Origin of the sequence: Paenarthrobacter sp. R1 (genome assembly GCF_030264015.1) — a bacterium.
Taxonomy (GTDB): Bacteria; Actinomycetota; Actinomycetes; order Actinomycetales; family Micrococcaceae; genus Arthrobacter; species Arthrobacter ureafaciens.
The window spans coordinates 2,421,602-2,444,670 of record NZ_CP127115.1; the positions used below are offsets into that span (position 1 = coordinate 2,421,602).

Below are 23,069 nucleotides of genomic sequence, written 5' to 3' on the forward strand. Positions count from 1 at the left end.
GCTCCATTATCCACAGCGGACTTGGGCCTTCGCTGGGAGCGGGCGCGCAAGGCCCAAGTCAGAGCCGCGGCAAAACCGAGCGCGCCTCTTCCGGATCCAGGCCGCTGGCTTCAAGCAGGTCCACCAGGAGCGGCCTGAACAGCATCACCACGGCCTCCCCCTCCAACCGCTGCACATCGAGCATTTTCGGGTGCACGCGCGAGGCCACCATGGTCAGCTCGGTGCGGGCACGCCGCATGTGGGCCCGTCGGGCGCCGTCGTTCTGCTCCGCCAAACCGAGGGTCAACTCATCGATTGCTGCGGCGGTCTCCTGCAGGACTTCGGCGATGTTGTCGATCGCCTCATCGGAGAGCGCCGCGTGGTTGATCGCGCTGGTCAGCCTGCGGGCAAAGACCCGGCTGTTACGCAGCGCGAGGTCGATGTACTCCAGGGAATGCTCCAGCCCGGCCAGTTCATCCCTGTGCCGTCGATGCGCGGGAGCGAGCGTTGCCACCTCCCCGGATGCCCGCAGCGTCTGCCGCATACGATCCACCAGCGCCTGGCAGTTGCGGCCGCGGATCAGCGCATGCCACGCGGCGGTGGAGTCACTGTCGATCATCGCCTTCGCGCAGTCGCGCAGGATTTCCGCGAGCTCGTCCAAGATCTTCCGGATGTCCTTCCGCGGCTCCCGGCGTGGGTCCTTCGGCATGAGGACGGTCACCAGGAGCGCGAACAGTCCGCCCACCACTGCGTCCAGGCTGCGCGTGAACGGCCCGCCGGCCGGCGCCGGCAGCAGCACCACCAAGAGCGACTGCAGGCCCAGCTGGGTGGTGAAGATGGTGCCGCTGTCCAGGAACCTGGCCAGCAGGATGGAGAAAAGAAGTACGACGGCGGCCTGCCAGATCCCGGCGCCCAGCCAGTGGAGCAGGAGGTCGCCTACAACGATGCCGAGCGTACAGCCCAAACCGACCTCGATCACGCGACGCAGGCGTGGATCGCGGGAGAACCCCAGCGCAATCAAGGATGACGTTGCGGCGAACAGGGGGCCTTGGTGGCCGAGGACGTATTCGGCAAACGCGTAAGCACCCACCGCGCACACGGTCATCTGGATGGCGGGCACCAGTGAGTTCCGGCTCCGCACCAGGCCGGTCCTCAGCCGGGTACGCACAAACCTCTTGCTTGCGGAGAGTCCCTTCGTGGCGGCCATGCCTTCCAGTCTATTTGCGGAAACCTGCCACCAACCTCAAGGTGGCACGCGCCACATAACCCAATGGTCCGCCGTCGTTCACTTTCCGTTCACTTTCCGCCACAGGTCCCGTTACCTGCGCTCCATACCTTCAGTTAAGGCACAAAAGGTCCACAGATCACCCGCGCCGAAATCTCCGTTCGGCAGCATCTGAAATCCCTGGAAGGGGCACATACAAGTGAAGGCAACTCACTTCGGCCGTACCGCGGCCATCGCGGTCATCGCAGCTGGCGCACTCGCGCTCACCGCTTGTGGTTCCGACAACGCAACCGGCACCTCCGCCGGCACGCAGTCCGCCGCATCCGGTACCAAGGTCACCGGCACCCTCACGGGCATCGGCGCCTCCTCCACCGGCGCCGCCATGGACGCATGGAAGGCCGGCTTCTCTGCCGCCAACCAGGGCGCCACGGTTCAGTACTCTCCGGATGGTTCCGGTGCAGGCCGCAAGGCCATCGTCGACGGTTCGGCCCAGTTCGCCGGTTCCGACGCCTACCTGAAGGATGAGGAGCTGGAAGCCTCCAAGGCCAAGTGCGGTCCCGATGGCGCAATCAACATCCCGGTGTACATCTCCCCGATCGCTGTTGCTTTCAACGTTCCGGGCATCACTGAACTGAAGCTTGACGCCACCACCGTAGCCAAAATCTTCCGCGGCGAGATCACCAACTGGAACGATCCCGCTATTGCCGCCCTCAACGAAGGCGTCAGCCTGCCGGACCTCAAGGTCACCCCGGTCAACCGCTCTGACGACTCCGGTACCACCTCCAACTTCACCGACTACCTGGCAGCTGCTGCTCCCGAGGTTTGGACGGATAAGGCTGCAGGCGTTTGGCCCGCATCCCTGAAGGGCGAGAACGCCAAGGGCACCTCCGGCGTCGTCAAGACCGTCACCGACACCCCCGGTGCCGTGACCTACGCTGATGACTCCGCCGTCTCCGGCAAGCTGGGCACCGCATCCATCAAGGTCGGCGAGGAGTTCGTCAAGATCTCCGCTGAGGCCGCTGCCAAGGCTGTTGAAGCAGGCAAGCCCGTTGAAGGCCGCGCCACCAACGACGTTGCCATCAAGCTGGACCGCAAGACCACCGCTTCCGGCGCTTACCCGGTAGTGCTCGTCTCCTACCACGTTGTGTGCACCACGTATGAAACCAAGGACGTGGCTGACCTGGTCAAGGCCTTCGAAACCTACGTCGTCTCCGACGAGGGCCAGAAGACCGCAGCTGACGCCGCAAAGTCCGCACCGCTTTCCAAGGCGCTGCAGGACAAGGCCAAGGCCGCCATCGACACAATCAAGGCCAAAGCCTAAGGTTTCCCGGCGGGCTTGCCCGGACCGGCTGAACACTGAAGTTCCCTGTCCCGGATGCCGGTGGCCAGAAGCCACCGTTCCGGGGCAGGGAACTTAGCCATGCAAGACCAGTTCACTCCAGACTTAAGGATCGTGAAGTGACCACCAACTCCCTGACAACCTCCCAAGGCGCAGGACGCACCGGGGACAAGGTTTTCTCCGGGGCCGCCTTGGCCGCAGGGTGCCTGATTCTCGCGGTTCTCTTCGGAGTCGCGCTGTTCCTGGTAGTCCAGGCCATCCCGGCACTGGTCGCACCTCCGGAGGACATCCAAGGCGGGCACGGCTTCTTTGCCTACATCGCCCCGATCGTGGTGGGTACGCTCATTGCCGCCGTGATCGCCCTCGTCATCGCCACGCCTGTGGCAATCGGCGTCGCACTGTTCATCTCGCACTACGCACCCCGCCGGCTTGCCGCAGGCCTGGGCTACGTGGTGGACCTCCTTGCCGCCATCCCTTCCGTTGTTTACGGTGCGTGGGGCGCGGCGTTCCTCGCCAAGGAGATCTCCCCGGCCTACGACTGGCTGGCCAACAACCTGGGCTGGGTCCCGATCTTCCAAGGCCCGGCCTCCGCTACCGGCAAGACCATCCTCACCGCAGGCATCGTCCTGTCCGTCATGGTCCTTCCCATCATCACGTCCCTGTCCCGCGAAATCTTCCTGCAGACCCCCAAGCTGCACGAGGAAGCCGCGCTGGCCCTGGGAGCGACCCGTTGGGAAATGATCCGCATGGCCGTCTTCCCGTTCGGCCGTCCGGGCATCATCAGCGCCATCATGCTGGGCCTGGGCCGCGCGCTCGGCGAGACCATGGCCGTCGCTCTGGTGCTCTCCTCCGGCGCCCTGACTGCGAGCCTGATCCAGTCCGGCAACCAGACCATCGCCGCCGAAATTGCCCTGAACTTCCCGGAAGCAAGCGGCCTCAAGGTCAACACGCTGATCGCCGCAGGCCTGGTGCTGTTCGTCATCACCCTTGGCGTGAACATGATCGCCCGTTGGATCATCACCAAGCACAAAGAATTCTCGGGAGCCAACTAAATGACCGCCACAGCAGTCCGCAAGCGCTCCGCGCTCACCAGGGGCCAACTGCCGAAGTTCGCGCCCTACGTAGTCCTGGCCGTCGCGCTGATCGTTGGCGCGGCCATCCTGGCCTTGATCGGCTTCAACGCCTTCGGCTGGGGGCTTGTCTCCGCGATCCTCTTCACCGTCGGCCTGGTGGCATGGAGCGGTGTTGTTGAAGGTGCCCGCAAAGCCAAGGACAAGCTGGCCACCTGCCTGGTGGTCGGGGCCTTCCTGGTGGCGCTCCTGCCCCTGGTTTCCGTGATTTGGACCGTCCTGGTGAACGGCATCCCCGGGCTTGTCACGCCGGGCTTCCTGAGCACGTCAATGAACGGGGTCACTGGCGCCTACGACAACAAAGCAGTCGAGGAAGGCGGCGCGGTCTTCGGCGGTATCTACCACGCACTGCTGGGCACCGTACAGATCACGCTCCTGGCCACCGTCATTTCCGTGCCCGTCGGGCTCCTCACCGCCATCTACCTGGTGGAGTACGGTGCCGACCGTCCATTGGCCAAGGCGATCACCTTCTTCGTGGACGTCATGACCGGCATCCCGTCCATCGTGGCCGGCCTGTTTGCGGCTGCGTTCTTCTTCGCAGTCGTGGGCCCCGGCACCAAGACCGGTGCGGTGGCCGCCGTCGCGCTTTCAGTCCTGATGATTCCGGTGGTTGTCCGCTCCAGCGAGGAAATGCTCAAGATTGTCCCGAACGAGCTTCGCGAGGCGTCCTACGCGCTCGGTGTCCGGAAATGGCGCACCATCCTGAAGGTTGTTATTCCGACGGCGATCTCCGGTATTGCTTCGGGCGTCACCTTGGCAATCGCCCGGGTCATCGGCGAAACCGCGCCGATCCTGGTGACGGCCGGTTTCGCTACCACCATCAACAACAACGTGTTCGGCGGCTGGATGGCCTCCCTGCCCACGTTCATTTACACGCAGATCCTGAATCCGACGTCGCCGTCCAACCCCGGCCCCTCGGACCAGCGTGCGTGGGGTGCGGCCCTGGTCCTGATCATCCTGGTGATGCTCCTGAACCTCGGAGCACGCCTGATCGCCCGTCTCTTCGCTCCGAAAACAGGCCGCTGACCGGGCCCACGGCCCGTCCCGCCCCAAAACTTCCAGACCCCCAAGGAACAAAGGAACACCATGTCCAAGCGCATCGACGTCAAAGACTTGAATGTCTACTACGGCAACTTCCTGGCCGTTGAGGACGTCAACATCAACATCGAAGCCAAGTCCGTCACGGCCTTCATTGGCCCGTCAGGCTGCGGCAAGTCCACCTTCCTCCGCACCTTGAACCGCATGCACGAGGTCCTTCCCGGCGCCCGTGTCGAGGGTGAGGTCCTGCTCGACGGCGATAACCTCTATGGCCCCGGCGTGGACCCCGTGACCGTGCGCACGCAGGTTGGCATGGTCTTCCAGCGCCCCAACCCGTTCCCCACCATGTCCATCCGTGACAACGTGCTGGCGGGCGTGAAGCTGAACAACAAGAAGATCTCCAAGGGCGCAGCCGACGCACTCGTGGAGAAGTCCCTGGTGGGCGCCAACCTGTGGAACGAGGTCAAGGACCGCCTGGACAAGCCCGGTTCCGGCCTTTCCGGCGGCCAGCAGCAGCGTCTGTGCATTGCCCGCGCCATTGCGGTGGAGCCGCAGGTGATCCTGATGGACGAACCGTGCTCCGCGCTGGACCCGATCTCCACCCTCGCCGTGGAGGACCTCATCAACGAGCTCAAGGACCAGTACACCGTGGTGATCGTGACCCACAACATGCAGCAGGCCGCCCGCGTTTCGGACAAGACGGCGTTCTTCAACATTGCCGGTACGGGCAAGCCGGGCAAGCTCATCGAGTTCGCGGACACCACCACCATCTTCAACAACCCGTCCCAGAAGGCCACCGAGGACTACGTGTCCGGCCGCTTCGGATAAGGGTTGTCCAGGCTCCGGTTTCCGTAGGGGACCGGCGGATCACGACGGCGGCCGTCGCCTTGGGGGTACGGCCGCCGTCGTCTTTTCCGTACCCGCCCCCGCACCCAACTAGGTCGCATTTGTGCGCGTTTTGACCGCTCTAAACGCGCACAAATGCGACCTAGTTGGGCAGGGTCGCGAGGGGGGACAGCGCCAGCTCCAGGACAAAGGCGACGGCGGCGGTCACCAAGGGCGTGAGCACCCAGAACAGGAGAATCCTCCCGACCAGCCGGCGGTTGGTCACATGGAACCGTTGATTGGTGCCCGCGCCCAGCGCCGACGCCGTCAACGTGTGGGTGGTGGAGAGCGGGAACTGCAGGCCGATCGCGCCCACGAACAGCATCACCGACGTCAGTGTCTGGGCAACGAAGCCGCGTAACGGATCGATCCGGATCATTCTGTACCCGAGGTTGTGCGAAATACGCCAGCCCCCAAAAAGCGTGCCCCCGGTCAACATGACGGCGGTGAGCAGGAGGATCCAGAAAGGTACGCTTCCCCCGGATTCCAGTCCGGCCGCCACCAGCGCCAGGAGGAGCACCGCCGTCGTGCGTTGGCCGTCCTGCAGGCCGTGACCGAACGCAACCGCCGCCGAGGACACTGCCTGGGCCCGGCGGAAGCGCCGGTTGATGACGTCCGGCTGGGCATACCGCGCAGCCCACGTGACGGGCCAGACCAGCAGGTACGCGGCGACGAAAGCCACCACCGGGGAGACCACCAAAGGCAGGACCACCTGGGTCAGCAGGACCGAATCCACGCCGTCCACAAAGTTTCCGCCCACCAGGACGCTTGCACCGCCTGCCCCGATCAGTCCGCCCATGAGGGAGTTGGTGGAGGAAAGCGGTATGCCCCGCCACCACGAGTACACGCCCCACAGGATCGCAGCAGACAGCGCGGAGGCAAGCATGGTCAGCCCGCCCGTTCCGGACGGCAGCGTGATCCAGGATTGCGTGAAGGCGAGCACGAAGCCGCCGCTCAGCATCGCACCAACAAAGTTGAAGATGACCGCCAGCAGTACGGCAACAGAGGGCGTCAGGGCGCGGGTCCGCGTGGACAGTGCGACGGCGTTGGAGACATCGCGGAAACCGTTGAGGAACGCGAATCCCGCGGCCAACCCCACCACCAGGACCAGGACGGCAGTGGTCACGTCAGGATTCCTTGACGATGATGCTGCCTACCTGGGTGGCGATCCGGCGCATGTCCTTGGTGACTTCCACCAACTGGTTGGCGATGTCCCTGTTCCGGGCGTACTGTGCGGACTTCATGTCCTGCAGCATCTCCGCCACCCATATGCGGTGCGTCCGCTCCGCGCGTTTGGCGAGCCGCAGTATCTCGATCCAGTAGTCCTCGAGCTCGTCGAGGTCCTCGAGCTTGCGCATGGCATCGACGGTGAGCTCGGCTTGGCGGCTGATGATCTCCAGCTGGTCCGCCGCGCGCTTTGGCAAGCGGTCCAGTTTGTAGAGGGCCACCAGTTCGCCTGCCGCATCCAGCTTTTCCATGGCCTCGTTCAGGAACCGGGACAGGGTGTACATGTCTTCGCGGGGGAGCGGATTGACGAAGCTCGTGCGCATGTGTGTCAGGAGGGCAAAGTGCAGGTCCAGGGACTTCGACTCGTGCTCGTGCAGTTCCTCGCTGAGCCGTTCATGTTCGCTCGCCGGAGCGCCGAGGATTTCGGACAGCGTCCCGGTGGCAGCCACGATCACGCCGGCCATCTGCGAGAGCAGGGCAAGTCCGGCGGGCTCTTGGGGAAAAAGACGCAGCTTCATGACGCTTCCGGTTCGGGGCGGATGGGGAGTGGGCTGCTCGACGTGATGCTGCCCTTTCCGTCATAACTTTACCGGCAGCTGCAGGCCCGTTGACGGCAGGGCGGTGCGGGCGTGGGAAGTTCTCCCCATGGAAAGCCCGCTTACTTTTATGAAAGGCTGAGGGCGCCATTCAATAAATCAACTCAATGGGGGAATTGTGCGTATCAACAATGTAGTGAAGTTCACCGGTGTTGCGCTCGCCGGCCTGCTCGCGCTGACTGCCTGTGGTTCCAACGAAAGCACGACGGCGGCCGGTTCCGAGTCGTCGCCGTCCTCCTCTGCGTCGGCTTCTTCGTCAGCCTCGCCGTCTGCCTCTGCTTCGGAATCCGGGGACGCAGGCACCTCCTCCGGCGCTTACAAAGCCGCCTCCTGGGCCCTACCCATCACTGATGCCGGCCAGAAGCTGGGCAGCATCAAGGGCGAGAGCTTCAACGTGGACATCTTCCAGGTGGCTACCGACGTTGCCAGCAAGGACAGCATGTTCGTGGACAAGGAAACCAAGGAGAACCTGCTCAAGAAGGGCGATCCCGTGGTGTACCTGAACTACGTGGTGACCAACACTTCGTCCGCTGAGATTCCGCTGAGCCACTCCTTGGTCTCGCCGAGCGCAAAGTACACGGACTGGAAGTACCTTGGCGGCATGCCCTCCGACTCCAGCAGCGACCAGTTCGAAAAGCACGGGCTCACCAGCCGCGGAACCAAGCTCAAGGAAGAGGCTCCCTTCAAGCTGGGCCCGGGTGAGTCCTTCAACATCGCCGAAAACTTCGCCTACACCGCAGGCAAGGAAGCGGAAGTGAAGGCAACGCTGACGCCGCAGGGTGCCGACGGCAAGCTCGACCACGACAAGAAGGAACAGGCCGAAACGACCATCACCCTGAAGTAGGGCATAAAAATGGTGCCGAACCGGATACGCCTCTCGGCGGTAGGCCGCTCGAAGCGGCTATAAGTTGAAGCCCGGGGGTTTCGCGGTTCGACACCAGTTTCAGTGTTCTACGTCGTGGAAGCTAAGTCAACATTGACAGTTAAGGCCGGAAGTGGGTAACTTCCGGCCTTTCTGTTGCCTGCGTTTGGGTGGGTCCGGAGGGTTAGTCCAACTCGCCCAGGCGCCACGCGTTCGCGGCATGCTCAAGGTCTTCGGCAGTTTTCACCAGCTGGTGCGAGTTCCGCGTGAGCTTGCTGGCGTGGCCCTCGTTGGCGTGTTCGGCGCCGTCGGCGAGTGTCGCCTGGCCGAGTGCCACAACCCGGCAGAAGGCCGCCGAACGTTCCAGCGCGACGTCGAAATCGCCGTCGAAAGCTCCTGAGAGGATGGCGTCCGCCATGGTCTTCATCTCGTCGGCGCCCGGTGGCTCAGCGGCTCCTGCCACCACATTGGAGACCTGGGCGGTGTCGCGGCCTGCGCGGAAGTAGACGGAGATCCGCTCCGGGTTCTGGATGGTGGCTGCGCGGAGTGCGTAGAGCCGCCACAGTGCACCGGGCAGGGAGCGGGCAGGGCTCTCGGCCCACATCTCGGCGATGGCGTCCAAGCCTTGTTCGTCAGCGAGCTTCACCAGGCGACGGGTGACCGTGGGATCATCGCTGTCCCTGCCGCGGCGGACCAGTGCTTGGGCCGCCAAGTGGGCAGCCTCGGAGACCCTGGCCGGGTCCGCGCCGCCCGCAAACGGCTCAAAGTCGATGGGGGCGAAGGGCTTCGGCTTGTGGTGCCGGTTTGCTCCGCCGTACGCACGTGATCCTGGCTGTTCGCTCATGTGTTCACCGTACTCCTGTGCCCTGACGGGGTCGAGTAACGGTTGTCCCGGCCGGAACGCGTTCAGACGGTGTGCCGTCACGACCCACTTTGCCGCCGTCGGCCGGCCGACACGCCGCATTGGCTGCGCTCCGCCGTCGTTATCTGCCCAAAGGGGGTCGTAGCCGCACGCGAGTTACTGCGTTCTACTGCCCCGCAATCAGTGAGGTACAGTATTCATGGCTGTTTCTACAGCTGGAGGGCCTTTAGCTCAGTTGGTAGAGCATCGGACTTTTAATCCGTGGGTCGTGGGTTCGAGCCCCACAGGGCCCACCCTCGCAGAAACCCCCGGAACCACACGGTTCCGGGGGTTTCTTTGTGGCCCATCAGGCGATGGCTTGGGTGCCATCGTGGAAGATCGGATACAGCGAAAGCGGCGTAACCGTTGCGACGGCGGCAGGTTCCGCAGCCGGCGCAGGTGCGGGAGGCAGCCCCTCGCGGATGATGTCCAGCGATTCCACGTCCAGGAGCCGCCGGTTGCCGCCGTCGTCCTGGAGCCAGAACAACCCGGTTCCGGAAATCGTCTTGACCACGGTTCCGCGATGGTAGAGCCGGCCGTTGTGCCAGGCCTCGATGTGTTCGCCCTCGGTCAGCGGATGCGGTTCCTCATCGCTGCCCGGCAGCGTGCCGAAGGCCTGGGCCAAACTGGCTTGAGTCTTCAATGCTTGGAACAGGTCTGTATGTGCGATGCCCATGGTCGCTCCCCTCAGCTGGCTTCTTTGGCTATGGAGCCAGCCTCCCGCATCCGTGTTGCAGGCTCATTGCGGGGTGATGTTCTGCGTGTGAAGATGCGGGGTCAGGGGAGAACCGGAGTCGTAGCCGGCGGGTCAAAATCGATGGCAAAGGGAGCGCGAAGCGCGAAGGGGCCATCCGATAGTTCGTTGGCGGCCGCCGCAAGGACGTCCCGCTGGAAGGTCGGCACGGACAACAAGCCCTTCACGTAGGCTTCGACTTCCACTACCCCCAGCATCCCGCCGATGCTTACGTAGTGGAGCCATAACGACTCAGTACTGATGTGTCCTGCTGTCAGTACTTCCTGGAGCCCCCGACTCTGCTCTGGTTCGTTGCGGTCGAAGCCCATGTCCTGTGGCCTTTGGGTAGCCGGCTACCCGAGAATCGCTAGCTCCCGGGCATTTCTACCAGACTATCCCTTATGCCCCTCAAGGCCTATAGCTTCCGGCTGCGGATATGCCAACGACGGCGGACGCGTGACCGTGGGGCGTACGTCCGCCGTCGTGGGTGGCGGAGTTAGCCGTTGATGGGTGTTGGTGGTTGTTCGCCGCCCAGAACGGCGAGGGTGTTGGTGGCGGCGAGGACTGCCATGGCGGTGCGGGTTTCGACGGTTGCGGAGCCGAGGTGCGGGACGAGGGCTACGTTTTCCAACTCGAGGAGCCAGGGGTGGACCTTGGGTTCTTGTTCGAAGACGTCCAGTCCGGCGCCGGCGATCTGGTTTTCGCGCAGGGCCAGGGCGAGGGCGGCTTCGTCGATGATGGGTCCGCGGGCGGTGTTGACCAGGTAGGCGGTGTCCTTCATGGCAGCGAGTTGTTCGGCGCCGATCAGGTGATGGGTGTTCGGCCCGTAGGGGCAGTGGAGGGAAACGACGTCGGAGACCGCCAGGAGCTCGTCGAGTTCCACGCGGCGGGCGCCGAGTTCATCGGCGATCGCGGGGTCGATTTCGCTGCGGGATTGGTAGACGATCTCCATGCCGAAGGCCTTGGCGCGACGTGCGGTGGCGATACCGATGCCGCCCATGCCGACGATGCCGAGGGTTTTGCCTTGCAGGCTGGATCCGAGGAGGAAGAACATGCCCCATTTCCAGGGCTGTCCGGCGCGGATGAGCCGTTCGCCCTCGCCGAGCCTGCGGGTGGCCATGAGGATGAGCCCGAACGCGATGTCGGCGGTGGCTTCGGTGAGCACGCCGGGGGTGTTCGTGGCGATGATGCCGCGTTCTGTGCAGGCCGGGACGTCGATGTTGTCGTAGCCCACGGCGACGTTGGAGACGACCTTCAGCTGGGGCCCGGCGGCGTCGAGCAGTTCAGCATCGACGCGTTCGGTGAGGAGGCTGACGATCGCGTCGGCTCCGGCCACGCGGCGGAGGAGTTCCTCGCGGCTGATGGACCCTTCGCTTTCCCAGGCGATGACGTCGTGGTTGGCGCGGAGGTTTTCGAGGGCGGTTTCGGGGATGCGTCCCGTGACGACGACGCGGCTCATGCGTTCTCGATCCATTCACGCAGCCGGCCCAGGCCTTCTTCGATGGCGGGGGTTTCGATGCCGGAGTAGGCCAGGCGGATGTATTGGCGGTCTTCGCCGGGCAGGCGCCGGCCGAAGTGTTCACGGGTGCAGAAGGACACGCCGGTTTTGTAGAGGGCGTCGGAGGCGAAGTCGCCGACGGCGGTGTACCCGAGTTTCTGCATGGCCTCGGTGACATCCGGGAACAGGTAGAACGTGGATTGCGGAACAGCCACGCTCATGCCGGGGATGCTGTTGACGATCCCGCAGGCAGCATCGCGGCGGTCCTTGAGGATGTCCAGCATGTCCTGGACGGGTTCCTGGGGTCCGCGGAGCGCTTCGATGCCGGCCCACTGCACGTAGTGGGTGGTGCAGGATTCATCGTTGGTGTTCAGGGTGGACAGAACCTGCGCGATGTCGCGCGGGGCCACGGCACAGCCCAGGCGTGAACCGGTCATGGCGAACTTCTTGGAGAACGTGTAGAGCATCACGGTCCGTTCGGCCATGCCCGGGATGGAGGTGATCGAGGAGGAGACGCCTTCGTACCGGGTTTCGAAGTAGGCCTCGTCGGAGAGGACCCACAGGTCGTGCTCGATCGCGATCTGTGCGATTGCTTCGCGTTCGGCCGCAGTGGACTCGGCCGAGATGGGGTTCTGCAGATCGTTGTAGATGATCGCGGTGGTGTTCGGGGTGATCGAGGCCCGGACCTGGTCCAGGTCGATCGCGAAACCCTTGGACGTGGGCACGTAGCGGTAAGGCACGGCGGTGCCGCCAAGGTATTCGATCTGGGATTCGTAGATCGGGAAACCGGGGTTGGGGTAGAGGACTTCCTCGCCCGGGTTCATCACGGCCTGGAGGAACTTGGTGATCACGGGCTTGCCGCCGGTCATGACCACCACGTTCTCGGGAGAAAATTCGATGCCGCGGCGGGATCCGATGTCTTCGGCCAACGCTTCGCGCAGCTGGGGGATGCCGGGGCCGGGGCAGTAGCCGGTGTATCCATCGGCAATGGCCTTGTTCATCGCCTCAATAATGTGCGGGGCGGTGGGGATGTTGATGTCGCCAAGGTGGAAGGGGTAAACGAGGTTGCCCTTCGCCTTCCAAGCGGCGGCTGCCTGCGCAACGCTGAAAGCAGTTTCAGTGCCCAGGCGCTCAAGCCGGCGTGCGAGTTTCTGCATGTGCTGGTAACTCCTCATCGAGCTGATCAAAGCGGTAGCTTGAAGTACGCAACTAATATATTAGAGATGTATTAGCCTGTCTACGGTTTTCGGGAACCAACGCCGTTGTCCGGGACCTGGGTCCCCGACGCCGCTGAGCATCCGACCCCCGCCTGAGACATTCCGGAAATACAGCTGAAACCTCCGCTCCCTAGGCTGGCAATCAACGTCCGGATGATGCCGAAGCCAGAGGAAACCCATGCATCTTTTACCGCGTGAGCAGGAAAAGTTCATGATCGTGGTCGCCGCCGATCTCGCCCGGCGCAGGCAGGCCCGGGGGCTGAAGCTGAATTATCCGGAGGCAATCGCCATCATCAGCTACGAACTCGTCGAGGGCGCACGCGATGGCAGGACCGTGGCAGAACTCATGAGCTACGGAACCACCCTGCTCGGCCGCGAAGACGTGATGGAAGGCGTGCCGGAGATGATCCACGACGTCCAGGTGGAGGCCACGTTCCCCGACGGAACCAAGCTCGTCACCGTCCACAACCCCATCCGTTAGGAGGCTGCCATGATTCCCGGAGAGTACCGGCTTCAGGAGGGTGTGGTCGTGTGCAACAGCGGACGCGAGTCGATCGCCGTCGACGTCGTGAACCGCGGCGACCGCCCGGTCCAGGTTGGCTCGCACTATCACTTCGCCGAAGCCAACAGCGCCCTTGAGTTCGATCGCGAGGCCGCCTACGGCCGTCGCCTCGACATCCCGGCGGGCACCGCTGCGCGGTTCGAGCCGGGGGACCGGAAGACGGTCCGGTTGATCCTCCTTGCAGGCAAGCGGCAGGTCTTCGGACTCAGCAACGCCGTGAATGGAAGGCTCGACGGCGGCACTCCGGCACCGGCCGACGTCGCCGGGGAGGCTGCCCAGTGAGCTTCGAGATTCCTCGCCGGCAATACGCAGAGTTGTACGGCCCCACCACCGGCGACGCGATCCGCTTGGCTGACACGGAGCTGTTCCTGGAAATCGAGAAAGATTTCACGGCCTACGGCGAAGAAGTGGTCTTCGGCGGCGGCAAGGTGATCCGCGACGGCATGGGCCAAAACGGGCAGCTGACCCGCTCGGAAGACATCCCGGACACCGTCATCACCAACGTGGTCGTTGTGGACTACAGCGGCATCTACAAAGCTGATGTGGCCCTTAAAGACGGCCACATCTTCAGAATCGGCAAGGCCGGTAATCCGCAGATTACCCACGGCGTGGACATTGTGATTGGATCAAGCACGGAGATCATCGCCGGGGAACGGAAGATCCTCACTGCAGGAGGCATCGATACCCACATCCACTTCATCTCTCCGGAACAGGTGCCCGCAGCACTCTGCAACGGCATCACTACTATGGTGGGCGGTGGAACCGGCCCGGCCGAGGGCACCAAGGCGACCACCGTTACGCCCGGGGCATGGCACATCTCACGCATGCTCCAAGCGGCTGAAGGCCTCCCCGTCAACATCGGCTTGTTCGGCAAGGGCCACGCATCCGCCGTCGAGCCCCTCGCGGAGCAGATCCGCGCCGGTGCCGTCGGACTGAAAGTCCATGAAGACTGGGGCTCAACCACCTCCTCGATTGACATGTCCCTGCGCGTCGCCGACGAATTCGACGTCCAGGTTGCCATTCACACCGACACGCTCAATGAGTGCGGCTTTGTGGAGGACACCATCCGGGCGATCGATGGCCGGGTCATCCACACCTTCCACACCGAAGGCGCCGGCGGCGGGCATGCGCCGGACATCATCAAGATCGCCGGGATGCCGAACGTGCTTCCAGCCTCCACCAACCCGACTCTTCCGTACACGCGGAACACGCTGGAAGAGCACCTGGACATGCTGATGGTGTGCCATCACCTCAACCCTGACATTCCGGAAGATGTGGCGTTCGCGGACTCCCGCATCCGTGCTGAAACCATCGCCGCAGAGGATGTCCTGCACGATCTTGGCATCTTCTCCATCACCTCGTCCGATTCCCAGGCCATGGGACGCGTCGGCGAAGTGGTGACCCGTACGTGGCAAGTAGCCGATGCCATGAAGAGGCAGCGTGGTGTGCTGCGGGACCCGTCCGGCGCCGCCCACGGATCCCCGGACAACGATAACTTCCGGATCAAAAGGTACGTTGCCAAATACACCATCAACCCTGCCATCGCACAGGGCATGGCGGACGTGGTCGGCTCGGTGGAAGCCGGTAAGTTTGCCGACCTGGTGCTGTGGGATCCGGCCTTCTTCGGGGTAAAGCCCGAACTGGTGATCAAGGGAGGCCAGATTGCCTATGCGCTCATGGGCGACTCCAATGCTTCCATCCCCACGCCCCAGCCGCGCACCATGCGCCCCATGTTCGCGGCCTATGGAAAAGCACTTCGGCAGACGTCCATCACGTTCCTGTCCAAAGCCGCGATCCAAGCCGGTGTTCCGGAAGAACTGGGACTCGAGCGGATCATCAAACCCGTATCCGGTATCCGCACGCTGAGCAAAGCGGACCTGAAATTCAACGGCGAAACTCCGGACATCTCCGTCGACCCCGAAACCTATACCGTCACCGTTGACGGCCAGGAAATCACCTCCGAACCCTCCGACGTGCTGCCCATGGCCCAGCGGTACTTCCTCTTCTAGGACTCACATGATCATTGAAGAAATCCTTGGCAACCTCCACGAGCTGCCCCGGGACGCTTACGCGGGCCGCCACCAAGAGCGGGTGGTCCTTCCCGGTTCGTTGCTGGTGAAACGCATCCAACGCGTCACCACCGACCACGGCAAGGAGCTGGGAATCCGGCTCCCCTCCGGCTCCGGCCACCTTCGCGACGGCGACATCCTCGCTGCAGACGAGGCCAACCTGATTGTCGTCTCCGTGCTTCCCACCGACGTCCTGGTGATCGCCCCCGGGACCATCCATGAAATGGGCGTCGTGGCGCACTCCCTCGGCAACAGGCACCTGCAGGCACAGTTCTTCGATGCCGCCTCCGAATATCAAGCCGACGTCATGGTGTGCCAGTATGACCACACGGTGGAGGACTACCTCAAGCATGTGGGCGTGCCCTATCAGAGGCAGGAACGGGTGATGCCGGTGCCATTCCGCCATGCCGAACACACGCACTGACTACCAGCTGGCTCTCCAGCAACTCACCGATTCCGCCTTGCCCACAGGTGCGTTCGCACACTCCCTGGGTTTTGAGGGGTACATCGAACGCGGGGTAGTGCGCGATCACCGTACCTTCAGCATCTGGCTCCATGCCTACCTGGCCCAGCAGCTCACCTACTCCGACGGGCTCGCCATCCGGTTCCTGTACGAGGGCGCCGGCCTTGAGGACTTGGACGGCAGGCTCTCCGCCTGCCTCCTGGCCCGGGAAGTCCGGGAGGCCTCGCTGAAGATGGGTGGCCGGCTATTGGATATCGGGGCGGAGGTGTTTCCGTCCGCTGAACTTTCCGGGTACCGCAACCAGGTGCGGGAGGGCGCAGCGGCGGGGCATCAACCCCTGGCATTCGCCGTCGTCGCGCGTTCACTGGGGGTTCCCCTTCCGGAAGCGCTCGCCGCCTACTTCTTCGCCGCCATCACCTCCCTGACGCAAAACGCCGTCCGCGCGGTTCCGCTCGGCCAGAACGCCGGGCAGCGCGTCCTCCGAAACGCGCACGACGCCGTTGCTGCCGCCGTCCAGGATGTAGCACGGCTGTGCTGGGACGACTTTGGGGCGGTTGCCCCGGGCCTGGAAATTTCACAAATGCGGCACGAGCGGCAGCGTGCCCGCATGTTCATGAGCTAAACCAAGGAGGACACATGACAGAGCCCATCATCATCGGAGTCGGCGGACCCGTCGGAGCAGGAAAGACCCAGCTCGTGGAACGCATCACCCGCCACATGAGCGGTGACATCTCCATGGCCGCCATCACCAACGACATCTACACCATCGAAGACGCCAAGATCCTGGCCGCCAACGGGGTCCTGCCCGAAGACCGCATCATCGGCGTCGAAACCGGAGGATGCCCGCACACCGCCATCCGCGAAGACACCTCCATGAACACAGCCGCCATCGAGGAGCTCAAAGCCCGGCATCCTGACCTGCAGGTGATCTTCGTGGAATCCGGCGGCGACAACCTCTCCGCCACATTCAGCCCGGAACTCGTGGACTTCTCCATCTACATCATCGACGTGGCCCAAGGCGAGAAGATCCCCAGGAAAGCCGGCCAGGGCATGATCAAGTCCGACCTCTTTGTCATCAACAAGACGGATTTGGCGCCGCACGTCGGGGCGAACCTGGCTGTCATGGAGCGGGATTCGAAGGAGTTCCGCGGGAACAAGCCCTTCTGCTTCACCAACCTCAAAACCGACCACGGGCTTGAAGGAGTCCTTGGCTGGATCAAACGGCACGTCCTGATGCTCGACTTGGCGTCGTGAGTAGCGCTGTCGCGGCTCCGGCGGCTTTCCCGGATCGCCCCGTGCGGGGGCGGTTGGAGCTTGGCATCACTATGTGGGCCGGCAGGTCCGTTGCCTCGCATCAATTCCATGAGGGCGCATTGAGGGTGTTGCGACCGCACTATCTGGATGGGAGCGGCCAGGTTTGCTATGTCGTGGTCAATCCTGGCGGGGCCTATTTGGGCGCCGATCTGTTCGTCATCGACGTGGAGGTCGGGGACGGGGCGGAGTTGTTGTTGACCACGCAATCGGCCACCAAGATTTACCGGACGCCGCGGTCATGGGCCGAGCAGCGCATGACCATACGCCTGGGGGAGGGGGCCAGGTTGGAGCTGGTTCCCGACCAGCTCATCGCCTACAGGGAGGCCCGCTACAGGCAGGTTTCGCACGCCAGTCTCCACCCGTCGTCGAGCCTTGTCATGGCGGAAGTCATCACTCCCGGGTGGTCGCCGGACGGAGCGTCGTTCGCGTTCCGGGAGCTGGGGCTTCGGAATCAGATCCACGTGGAGACGGAAGGCGGTTCCCGGCTCCTGGTCCTTGACAACCTCGTGATCCGGCCGCCATTGGACGATGTGACAGGCGTGGGCTTCATGGAGGGATTCAGCCATGTGGGCTCCCTCGTGGTGGTGGACCCGCGGGTGGACCAAGCGCTCACGGATGAGTTGGACCGAATTACCCGTGACTACGGTGCGCATTCGGGTGTTTCATTGACCCAGAGCGTGGGCGGGACGTGCGGGCTTGTCCTGCGTTCGCTGTCGAACAGCACCGGGGAACTCAACGGCCTGCTCGACGCCTGTATCGGATTCCTCAGGGGACGCTGGTACGGGCAAGAACCCTTGAATTTAAGGAAGTACTGATGACGACGCTCACCGGGTTTGCTGCCCTGTACCGGGACCGTGAAACGCTGTCCCTGGGCACCCGGCTCTTTTTCACCTTCGGTGCGGTGGCCGCCTTGCATCTTGCCGCCGTCGTACTTCTGCTGGTGGGGACCACCGGCGGCGCCGAACCTCTGGCGCTTGGCCTGGTGGTCACGGTGTACGTTGCGGGCATCAAACACAGCTACGACTGGGACCACATTGCTGCGATCGACAACTCCACGCGGAAGTTTGTTGCACAACGCAAAGACCCGGTGAGCGTCGGATTCGCCTTTAGCCTGGGGCACAGTTCGGTGGTGGTATTGGCCGGGATGCTGGTGGTCCTGGGCGTTACGGTGATCGGACAGTTCATGGAGGATGGCACCGCCGGGAACAAGATCCTTGGATTGATCGGAAGCGGCGTTGCTGGGCTGTTCCTGCTGATCATGGGGTTGTTCAACGGCTCGGCGTTCATCCGTGCAGCGCAGGTGTACCGGGAGGTCCGAGCAGGCGGCGAGGTCCAATCCGAGGATCTGGAGACGAAAGGTTTCGTTGCGAGGCTGCTCGCCAAGCCGCTAGCAAGGGTGGAAAGGCCGCGGAACATCTACGTCATTGGCTTCCTCTTCGGCTTGGGGTTCGACACCGCCACGACCATCGGGCTCCTGGTCATCACCACCACAGCCTCGCTGGCCGGAGTCTCACCCCTTGCACTCATGGCGCTGCCCCTCGCGTTCACTGCAGCCATGACCCTCTGCGACTCAGCCAACGGCGTGGTCATGATGAAGATGTACGCGTCGGCCATTCACGATCCCCAACGGAAGCTCGGGTTCAACGCCGTCATCACCGGCATTTCGGCGGTCTCGGCGTTGTTCATCTCCGTCATCACTTTGGGCGGGTTCCTGAACGAGGCGTTTGACTTGGAAGATCCCATAACCACCTGGCTCGTCGGGATGGACCTCGGTGACGCCGGACTGATCCTGGTTGGGCTCTTCGTGGTGGCGTGGGGATTTTCCGCATGGCGCGGCAAGAATAAACCAAATATTTCCGGCCACCTGTAACCCCCGCGGTTGAGCCGGAAACTATACGGGTATCCTGCAGGTTCCGGGCTCTACAATCAGGGGGAAATCGTGCTTTCCGAGCGCGAACTGGCGTTTATCGCCATTCACAAAGACAGCTATCCAGCGGTTTTTAGGTTTGTTGGCCGACGCGTCGAGTCGGCCGAAGCGGCAGAAGAAATAGCCGCCGATGTCTTCCGGGTGGTCTGGCAGAAATGGGCCGACGATTCACATCCGGAGTTGCCCTATTTGCTGAGCATCGCCCGCAATCTGGTGGGTAACGCTTACCGCAGCCGGGACCGCCAGCGGGCGCTCCAGGAGAAGCTGCGTACGACGGCGGTGGAGCGTGTCGGAAACGACTCCGGCAACGTTGCGGTACAGGATGCAATGTCCCGCCTCCGCGACAAGGAACGCGACATCCTCCAGTTGGCGTACTGGGACGGGCTCGGCCCCGCCGAAATCGCCCAAGTGCTCCAGTGCAGCGAATCCGCAGCCAAGGTCCGGCTCCACCGTGCACGCACAGCATTCCGGAAACAACTGCCTGCAGGTTCCGCATCCGCTACAGAAAAGTTGGGGGTCTGAACATCATGGATCCGATCAAGAACCAGATAGCCGCAATCGACCCGTTCGAACCCGGGACGGAACCAAGCGGTGAAGAAGCCCTCCACAGGATGCTTTCCGGCTCCACCGTCTACAGCGACACCAACCCGCTGCGGAACGTTTCTTCGCTCGAGGACAAACGACGCCGGAAAGCCCGGATTGCCGGCGGCCTGCTTTTGGGTGCAGCTGCCGTCACCGCCGGAGTCCTGGTGGCATCGAACTTTGGCACGGTAAGCCCGGCACCCGCGCCGGCAATATCGTCCGAGGCTGCAGCGCCGACACCGAGCACTTCAGCCACGCCATCACCCAGCGCTACCGCAACGCCTTCGGCCACCCCGACGGCGGTACCCACCCAATCGGCAACCCCCACCGCTCCCGCTGTGGCCACGACAGCACCGGTGACGCCCCCGGTCCAAGCACCCACGCTCAAGACTTTCACCTTCCCGGACGGCCACTTGTCCTTCGAATACCCGGCTGACTGGACTATCCGAACCGAACAGGGGCCATACGCTGCGCCGGAGGACCAAGCGAACTCAGTCATTGCCCGTGTCTCCGACGGTGCAGGATCCGAAGTTGCCCGGGTGTTCAACGGAAACTACGGCGATGGCACAGCGGGTCCAGTGGAGAGGACGATTCTGGACCGCGCCGTGGTTGCGGGAGTCAGGGACAACTCCGGTGAGAAGGTCGAATTTGGTTTCTCCTCGACTCAGTCCCGATACGTTCCCTACGACGGGCCGGCCTACGAGGGAATGCCAACCGCGCCAACGGCCCCGGTAAACGATCCGCCTGTTTACATCATGGATGTCAGGATCTCCTCGGAGTTGCAGGCGGGAGCTACGACCTCGGGAACCAATCAGGTGAGGGTGCCGAATGGGATCATGAGCGCCTACGTAGTGTTCGATTCCACCAAGCAGCCAACCTTCGCCACCCCCGCCGCCGCAAAGGCATGGATAGGAACCCAGCAGTACGCCCGGCTCAAGGCCATGCTGCTTAGTTTGAGCTACAAGTAAAAACCCTATGGGCAATTGCACGCCGTCACTAAAGAAGGTTGTGCAGTTGCCCATAACAAACGTCCCCTAAGTTTCATAGGCTGGAGGAGATCTGCTTCACATAGGCAGAGCCAGACCTACCCAAGGACGAGTTTCAACGATGAAGAGCATCGCCCTCCTGCGCGAACGAGCCACCCGCGTCATGCCTACCGGTTCCCACTGCCCGGCTTCTGGTTTGTGGAGCCCGGACTCCGATCCGGAAACGGTGCACGTCTTTACTGAGGGCCACGTCCTCCCGGCCCACAACGGCGTACCCACTGTGTGGCGTCGTCGCCCGGCAGCGTCATGACGGCGAGCCTTCTCAACCGGCCTGAAGGCTACCGGCATGTTCCGGCGTCGGAGTGGACCGGTCTCCAGTCCGGCGACCGCGTGTGGATCTATGACGTCGCGTGGGGTGTGGGTACCGGGCGCGTGGACGATGTTTCCCAGCACCAGGAACTCCTGTGGGTGATCCTCGAGCCGGGCGGCCGAAGGCTCATCTGCGGCACGGACGACGTCGAAGTCTGGGCTGCCTAAGACCAACACCGAGATGGCATTTGGTGCCAATGTTTGAGCGGAGCATTGGCACCTAATGTCATCTCGGCGTCTTTAAGAGGCAGGCACCAGCACGCTCGGCGAGCCGGTTTCCACGCGGCTGACAGGGCCGTCGGGCAGGCCGGAGGCGGGGTCCAGCTTGTAGCTCACGACGTCGTTGGACCCCTCGTGCGCTACCAGCAGCCAGCCGTCGCGAACCAAGTGGTGACGTGGCCAGTCGCCACCGGTGGAAACGTCCGCCAGGGGTTCGAGGCTGGTTCCTTCGGCGCTCACCTTCAGGATGCACATCCGGTTGGAACCGCGAACCCCCACGTAGGCGAAGCGCCCGTCCGGTGAGAGCGCGATTTCAGCCGCGGCATCGCCGTCGAACGGCTTGTTCACGCTCACGGGAACCATGGCCGTGAGCTCGAAGACGCCTTGCGGTTCGGAGCGGATGGCGGCCACCTCTAGGGAGTATTCCGTGTCCACGAATACTGTCCCGCTGGAATGCCGGACCATGTGCCGGGGTCCGCTGCCTTTGGGGAGGACCACGTGGTGGTCCGCCTGCAGGCCACTGCCGGGCTGGTAGGTCCAGACGCGAACCAAGTCGTTCCCCAGGTCCGCCGTCAGGATCCGGCCGTCGGGGAGCATCAGGCTGGAATGCGCACGGCTTGGCCGCGGCTGGTCGGTGGGTCCGTTGTGGTGAGGGTCGACGGCGGCTTCCGCGCTGAAGCGCGAGGTGATGGCGCCGTCGTCGTCCAGTTCAAAGAGAATGACCTGCCCATCGCCCCAACAGGTGGCGATGATGAAGCGGCCCTGCGGGTCTGCTGCCACGTGGCACGTGGCCTCACCCGTGGGCCAGGGCTTGCCGAAGGGTTCCAGTTCGGCCACTGTGGTGCGGCGGTAGGCCTGCACCGTGCCGGCCTCCTCGGCTACCGCATAAAGGATGGGCAGTGTGGGGTGCGGTGCCAGGAATGAGGGCGAATCGGCGGAGACGGCCAGGCCCAGGGAGGTGAGGTTTCCCTGCCCGTCGATGGAGATGGCGCCGATGCCTTCGCCCTTGGCGTTGCGGTCTGCCGTGTAGGATCCGGTCCAGATCATTGATTCCACGCTCAGTTCCTCCCCTAGTGTCCTTGGACGTCGGAATCGACTCCCGCGTCTGGCCCGGCGTCGAGGGTTTGCAGGCGGTCCAGGTCCTCTCTGTCCAGTTCGAAATCGAAGACGTCGAGGTTCTCCTGCATGCGCTTCGGGTTGGCCGTCTTGGGGATGGCAACCAGGCCCTGCTGGACGTGCCAGCGAAGTACCACCTGGCCGGGGGTCTTTCCGTGCTTTTCGGCGAGACTGGCCAAAATAGGGGCGTTCAGGAGATCGCTTCTTGCGCCGAGCGGGCTGTACGACTCCGTGACGATGCCGTTGCGTTCGTTGAAGGCGCGGGCGGCTGTCCGCGGAATGGCCGGGCTGATCTGGATCTGGTTGACGGCGGGAACCACGTCCGTCTCCGCAAAGAGCCGGTCCAGGTGGGCGGGCTTGAAGTTGGAAACTCCAATGGAACGGACCTTGCCCGATGCCTGCAGTTCTTCGAACGTCTTCCAGGTGGAAACGAACTCATCGCGCCGGGGGAGCGGCCAGTGGATGAGCAGCAGGTCCACGTACTCAAGGCCAAGACGCTTCAAGGAGCCGTCCAGGCCGGCGACGGCCTTGCCGGAGCCTTGGAACTCACCGTCGAGCTTGGTGGTGATGAACAGTTCGCTGCGGTCCACCCCGCTGTTCCGGATTCCTTCGCCCACCCCGGCCTCGTTGCCGTACTTCACCGCGGTGTCGATGTGCCGGTAGCCGAGCGACACGGCTTCCTCAACGGCCTTCGCAACCTGGGTGTCATCCAGCGGCCACGTGCCAAGGCCCAGTTGCGGGATCTTGTATCCGTCATTGAGTTCTATGAGCGGGGCTGACGCCATGGGCACGATCTCCTTTGCTGAACGAAAAAGACAGATTCCTTGCTTTT

The 23,069-nt window shown here is 63.4% G+C and carries 27 protein-coding genes and 1 tRNA gene; 18 read left to right on the top strand and 10 right to left on the bottom strand.

Annotated features, from left to right (window positions below):
* Positions 1 to 58: 58 nt before the first annotated feature.
* A complete protein-coding gene (locus tag QN084_RS11755; protein ID WP_069696003.1) occupies positions 59 to 1,186 on the bottom strand; it encodes an FUSC family protein in 1,128 nt (375 codons plus the stop codon).
* A 217-nt stretch (positions 1,187 to 1,403) separates the two neighbouring features.
* Here QN084_RS11755 and pstS point away from each other — a divergent pair, with 217 nt between their 5' ends.
* The 4 genes from pstS (at position 1,404) to pstB (ending at position 5,539) form a co-directional block, all read left to right on the top strand.
* Positions 1,404 to 2,525, top strand: a complete 1,122-nt coding sequence (pstS, locus tag QN084_RS11760) for a phosphate ABC transporter substrate-binding protein PstS (protein ID WP_062094596.1) — start codon at positions 1,404 to 1,406, stop codon at positions 2,523 to 2,525.
* Positions 2,526 to 2,662: 137 nt separating this feature from the next.
* Positions 2,663 to 3,595: a phosphate ABC transporter permease subunit PstC gene (gene pstC / locus QN084_RS11765; RefSeq protein WP_069696004.1), complete on the top strand. Its 933-nt coding sequence runs from the start codon at positions 2,663 to 2,665 to the stop codon at positions 3,593 to 3,595.
* Complete coding sequence (gene pstA / locus QN084_RS11770) at positions 3,596 to 4,699, top strand: phosphate ABC transporter permease PstA (protein ID WP_021471318.1); 1,104 nt, start codon at positions 3,596 to 3,598, stop codon at positions 4,697 to 4,699. It abuts the gene before it with no gap.
* Positions 4,700 to 4,759: 60 nt separating this feature from the next.
* Positions 4,760 to 5,539 (top strand): phosphate ABC transporter ATP-binding protein PstB, encoded by a 780-nt coding sequence (pstB, locus tag QN084_RS11775; protein ID WP_021471317.1) that lies wholly within the window; start codon positions 4,760 to 4,762, stop codon positions 5,537 to 5,539.
* A gap of 160 nt (positions 5,540 to 5,699) precedes the next feature.
* Here pstB and QN084_RS11780 read toward each other — a convergent pair whose 3' ends face one another.
* Both QN084_RS11780 and QN084_RS11785 read right to left on the bottom strand, forming a co-directional pair.
* Positions 5,700 to 6,722, bottom strand: a complete 1,023-nt coding sequence (locus QN084_RS11780; protein WP_069696005.1) for an inorganic phosphate transporter — start codon at positions 6,720 to 6,722, stop codon at positions 5,700 to 5,702.
* 1 nt (position 6,723) lies between these two features.
* On the bottom strand, positions 6,724 to 7,341 hold the full coding sequence (locus tag QN084_RS11785) for a DUF47 domain-containing protein (protein ID WP_021471315.1): 618 nt from the start codon (positions 7,339 to 7,341) through the stop codon (positions 6,724 to 6,726).
* Between the two features lie 196 nt (positions 7,342 to 7,537).
* On the opposite strand from QN084_RS11785, the gene QN084_RS11790 reads away from it, so the two are divergent.
* Complete coding sequence (locus QN084_RS11790) at positions 7,538 to 8,263, top strand: hypothetical protein (protein ID WP_021471314.1); 726 nt, start codon at positions 7,538 to 7,540, stop codon at positions 8,261 to 8,263.
* Positions 8,264 to 8,465: 202 nt separating this feature from the next.
* Here the strand turns inward: QN084_RS11790 and QN084_RS11795 are convergent, their stop codons facing one another.
* Positions 8,466 to 9,125: a hypothetical protein gene (locus tag QN084_RS11795; protein WP_021471313.1), complete on the bottom strand. Its 660-nt coding sequence runs from the start codon at positions 9,123 to 9,125 to the stop codon at positions 8,466 to 8,468.
* A gap of 238 nt (positions 9,126 to 9,363) precedes the next feature.
* Here QN084_RS11795 and QN084_RS11800 point away from each other — a divergent pair.
* A tRNA-Lys gene (locus QN084_RS11800) sits at positions 9,364 to 9,436 on the top strand.
* A 53-nt stretch (positions 9,437 to 9,489) separates the two neighbouring features.
* Here the strand turns inward: QN084_RS11800 and QN084_RS11805 are convergent.
* The 4 genes from QN084_RS11805 to QN084_RS11820 all read right to left on the bottom strand — a co-directional run bounded on the left by QN084_RS11805 (position 9,490) and on the right by QN084_RS11820 (position 12,570).
* Positions 9,490 to 9,858, bottom strand: coding sequence for a hypothetical protein (locus QN084_RS11805; protein ID WP_069696006.1), 369 nt, complete (start codon positions 9,856 to 9,858; stop codon positions 9,490 to 9,492).
* Positions 9,859 to 9,959: 101 nt separating this feature from the next.
* Entirely contained in the window at positions 9,960 to 10,244 is a 285-nt protein-coding gene (locus QN084_RS11810) for a hypothetical protein (protein WP_062098934.1), read from the bottom strand.
* Positions 10,245 to 10,411: 167 nt separating this feature from the next.
* Positions 10,412 to 11,374: a 2-hydroxyacid dehydrogenase gene (locus tag QN084_RS11815; RefSeq protein WP_021471310.1), complete on the bottom strand. Its 963-nt coding sequence runs from the start codon at positions 11,372 to 11,374 to the stop codon at positions 10,412 to 10,414.
* Positions 11,371 to 12,570 (bottom strand): pyridoxal phosphate-dependent aminotransferase, encoded by a 1,200-nt coding sequence (locus QN084_RS11820; protein ID WP_069696007.1) that lies wholly within the window; start codon positions 12,568 to 12,570, stop codon positions 11,371 to 11,373. Before QN084_RS11820 ends, QN084_RS11815 begins: the two co-directional genes overlap by 4 nt.
* Before the next feature lie 238 nt (positions 12,571 to 12,808).
* Between QN084_RS11820 and QN084_RS11825 the strand changes: the two genes are divergently transcribed.
* The 12 genes from QN084_RS11825 (at position 12,809) to QN084_RS11880 (ending at position 21,070) form a co-directional block, all read left to right on the top strand.
* Positions 12,809 to 13,111, top strand: coding sequence for an urease subunit gamma (locus tag QN084_RS11825; RefSeq protein ID WP_031216174.1), 303 nt, complete (start codon positions 12,809 to 12,811; stop codon positions 13,109 to 13,111).
* A gap of 9 nt (positions 13,112 to 13,120) precedes the next feature.
* The gene (locus QN084_RS11830; RefSeq protein ID WP_069696008.1) at positions 13,121 to 13,474 is read left to right on the top strand and encodes an urease subunit beta; all 354 of its coding nucleotides are present in this window, start codon (positions 13,121 to 13,123) and stop codon (positions 13,472 to 13,474) included.
* Entirely contained in the window at positions 13,471 to 15,201 is a 1,731-nt protein-coding gene (gene ureC / locus QN084_RS11835; protein WP_069696009.1) for an urease subunit alpha, read from the top strand. The genes QN084_RS11830 and ureC overlap by 4 nt, the downstream gene beginning before the upstream one ends.
* A 7-nt stretch (positions 15,202 to 15,208) precedes the next feature.
* Positions 15,209 to 15,685 carry an urease accessory protein UreE gene (ureE, locus tag QN084_RS11840; RefSeq protein WP_021471305.1) on the top strand — a complete coding sequence of 159 codons (477 nt, stop codon included), beginning with the start codon at positions 15,209 to 15,211 and terminating at the stop codon, positions 15,683 to 15,685.
* Positions 15,666 to 16,346, top strand: a complete 681-nt coding sequence (locus tag QN084_RS11845) for an urease accessory protein UreF (protein ID WP_021471304.1) — start codon at positions 15,666 to 15,668, stop codon at positions 16,344 to 16,346. The genes ureE and QN084_RS11845 overlap by 20 nt, the downstream gene beginning before the upstream one ends.
* Positions 16,347 to 16,360: 14 nt before the next feature.
* Entirely contained in the window at positions 16,361 to 16,978 is a 618-nt protein-coding gene (gene ureG, locus QN084_RS11850) for an urease accessory protein UreG (protein ID WP_069696010.1), read from the top strand.
* On the top strand, positions 16,975 to 17,853 hold the full coding sequence (locus QN084_RS11855) for an urease accessory protein UreD (protein WP_069696011.1): 879 nt from the start codon (positions 16,975 to 16,977) through the stop codon (positions 17,851 to 17,853). Before ureG ends, QN084_RS11855 begins: the two co-directional genes overlap by 4 nt.
* Entirely contained in the window at positions 17,853 to 18,908 is a 1,056-nt protein-coding gene (locus QN084_RS11860) for a HoxN/HupN/NixA family nickel/cobalt transporter (protein ID WP_069696012.1), read from the top strand. The genes QN084_RS11855 and QN084_RS11860 overlap by 1 nt, the downstream gene beginning before the upstream one ends.
* Before the next feature lie 69 nt (positions 18,909 to 18,977).
* The gene (locus tag QN084_RS11865; protein WP_021471300.1) at positions 18,978 to 19,487 is read left to right on the top strand and encodes an RNA polymerase sigma factor; all 510 of its coding nucleotides are present in this window, start codon (positions 18,978 to 18,980) and stop codon (positions 19,485 to 19,487) included.
* Between the two features lie 5 nt (positions 19,488 to 19,492).
* Entirely contained in the window at positions 19,493 to 20,515 is a 1,023-nt protein-coding gene (locus QN084_RS11870; RefSeq protein ID WP_021471299.1) for a hypothetical protein, read from the top strand.
* Positions 20,516 to 20,654: 139 nt separating this feature from the next.
* Positions 20,655 to 20,843, top strand: coding sequence for a hypothetical protein (locus QN084_RS11875; protein ID WP_079941604.1), 189 nt, complete (start codon positions 20,655 to 20,657; stop codon positions 20,841 to 20,843).
* A complete protein-coding gene (locus QN084_RS11880; protein WP_069696013.1) occupies positions 20,840 to 21,070 on the top strand; it encodes a hypothetical protein in 231 nt (76 codons plus the stop codon). Before QN084_RS11875 ends, QN084_RS11880 begins: the two co-directional genes overlap by 4 nt.
* Positions 21,071 to 21,142: 72 nt before the next feature.
* Here QN084_RS11880 and QN084_RS11885 read toward each other — a convergent pair whose 3' ends face one another.
* Positions 21,143 to 22,168 (bottom strand): lactonase family protein, encoded by a 1,026-nt coding sequence (locus QN084_RS11885; RefSeq protein WP_170828576.1) that lies wholly within the window; start codon positions 22,166 to 22,168, stop codon positions 21,143 to 21,145.
* A 23-nt stretch (positions 22,169 to 22,191) separates the two neighbouring features.
* On the bottom strand, positions 22,192 to 23,022 hold the full coding sequence (locus QN084_RS11890; protein WP_069696014.1) for an aldo/keto reductase: 831 nt from the start codon (positions 23,020 to 23,022) through the stop codon (positions 22,192 to 22,194).
* Positions 23,023 to 23,069 lie beyond the last annotated feature (47 nt).

Coding starts and splice junctions, on each gene's coding strand:
- QN084_RS11810 (WP_062098934.1), bottom strand. CDS start 10,244: ATGGGCTTCGACCGCAACGAACCAGAGCAGAGTCGGGGGCTCCAGGAA.
- ureG (WP_069696010.1), top strand. CDS start 16,361: ATGACAGAGCCCATCATCATCGGAGTCGGCGGACCCGTCGGAGCAGGA.
- QN084_RS11875 (WP_079941604.1), top strand. CDS start 20,655: ATGAAGAGCATCGCCCTCCTGCGCGAACGAGCCACCCGCGTCATGCCT.
- QN084_RS11805 (WP_069696006.1), bottom strand. CDS start 9,858: ATGGGCATCGCACATACAGACCTGTTCCAAGCATTGAAGACTCAAGCC.
- QN084_RS11880 (WP_069696013.1), top strand. CDS start 20,840: ATGACGGCGAGCCTTCTCAACCGGCCTGAAGGCTACCGGCATGTTCCG.
- QN084_RS11755 (WP_069696003.1), bottom strand. CDS start 1,186: ATGGCCGCCACGAAGGGACTCTCCGCAAGCAAGAGGTTTGTGCGTACC.
- QN084_RS11825 (WP_031216174.1), top strand. CDS start 12,809: ATGCATCTTTTACCGCGTGAGCAGGAAAAGTTCATGATCGTGGTCGCC.
- QN084_RS11820 (WP_069696007.1), bottom strand. CDS start 12,570: ATGCAGAAACTCGCACGCCGGCTTGAGCGCCTGGGCACTGAAACTGCT.
- QN084_RS11830 (WP_069696008.1), top strand. CDS start 13,121: ATGATTCCCGGAGAGTACCGGCTTCAGGAGGGTGTGGTCGTGTGCAAC.
- QN084_RS11815 (WP_021471310.1), bottom strand. CDS start 11,374: ATGAGCCGCGTCGTCGTCACGGGACGCATCCCCGAAACCGCCCTCGAA.
- ureE (WP_021471305.1), top strand. CDS start 15,209: ATGATCATTGAAGAAATCCTTGGCAACCTCCACGAGCTGCCCCGGGAC.
- QN084_RS11860 (WP_069696012.1), top strand. CDS start 17,853: ATGACGACGCTCACCGGGTTTGCTGCCCTGTACCGGGACCGTGAAACG.
- QN084_RS11845 (WP_021471304.1), top strand. CDS start 15,666: ATGCCGAACACACGCACTGACTACCAGCTGGCTCTCCAGCAACTCACC.
- QN084_RS11795 (WP_021471313.1), bottom strand. CDS start 9,125: ATGAGCGAACAGCCAGGATCACGTGCGTACGGCGGAGCAAACCGGCAC.
- QN084_RS11890 (WP_069696014.1), bottom strand. CDS start 23,022: ATGGCGTCAGCCCCGCTCATAGAACTCAATGACGGATACAAGATCCCG.
- pstA (WP_021471318.1), top strand. CDS start 3,596: ATGACCGCCACAGCAGTCCGCAAGCGCTCCGCGCTCACCAGGGGCCAA.
- pstB (WP_021471317.1), top strand. CDS start 4,760: ATGTCCAAGCGCATCGACGTCAAAGACTTGAATGTCTACTACGGCAAC.
- QN084_RS11885 (WP_170828576.1), bottom strand. CDS start 22,168: ATGATCTGGACCGGATCCTACACGGCAGACCGCAACGCCAAGGGCGAA.
- QN084_RS11870 (WP_021471299.1), top strand. CDS start 19,493: ATGGATCCGATCAAGAACCAGATAGCCGCAATCGACCCGTTCGAACCC.
- QN084_RS11785 (WP_021471315.1), bottom strand. CDS start 7,341: ATGAAGCTGCGTCTTTTTCCCCAAGAGCCCGCCGGACTTGCCCTGCTC.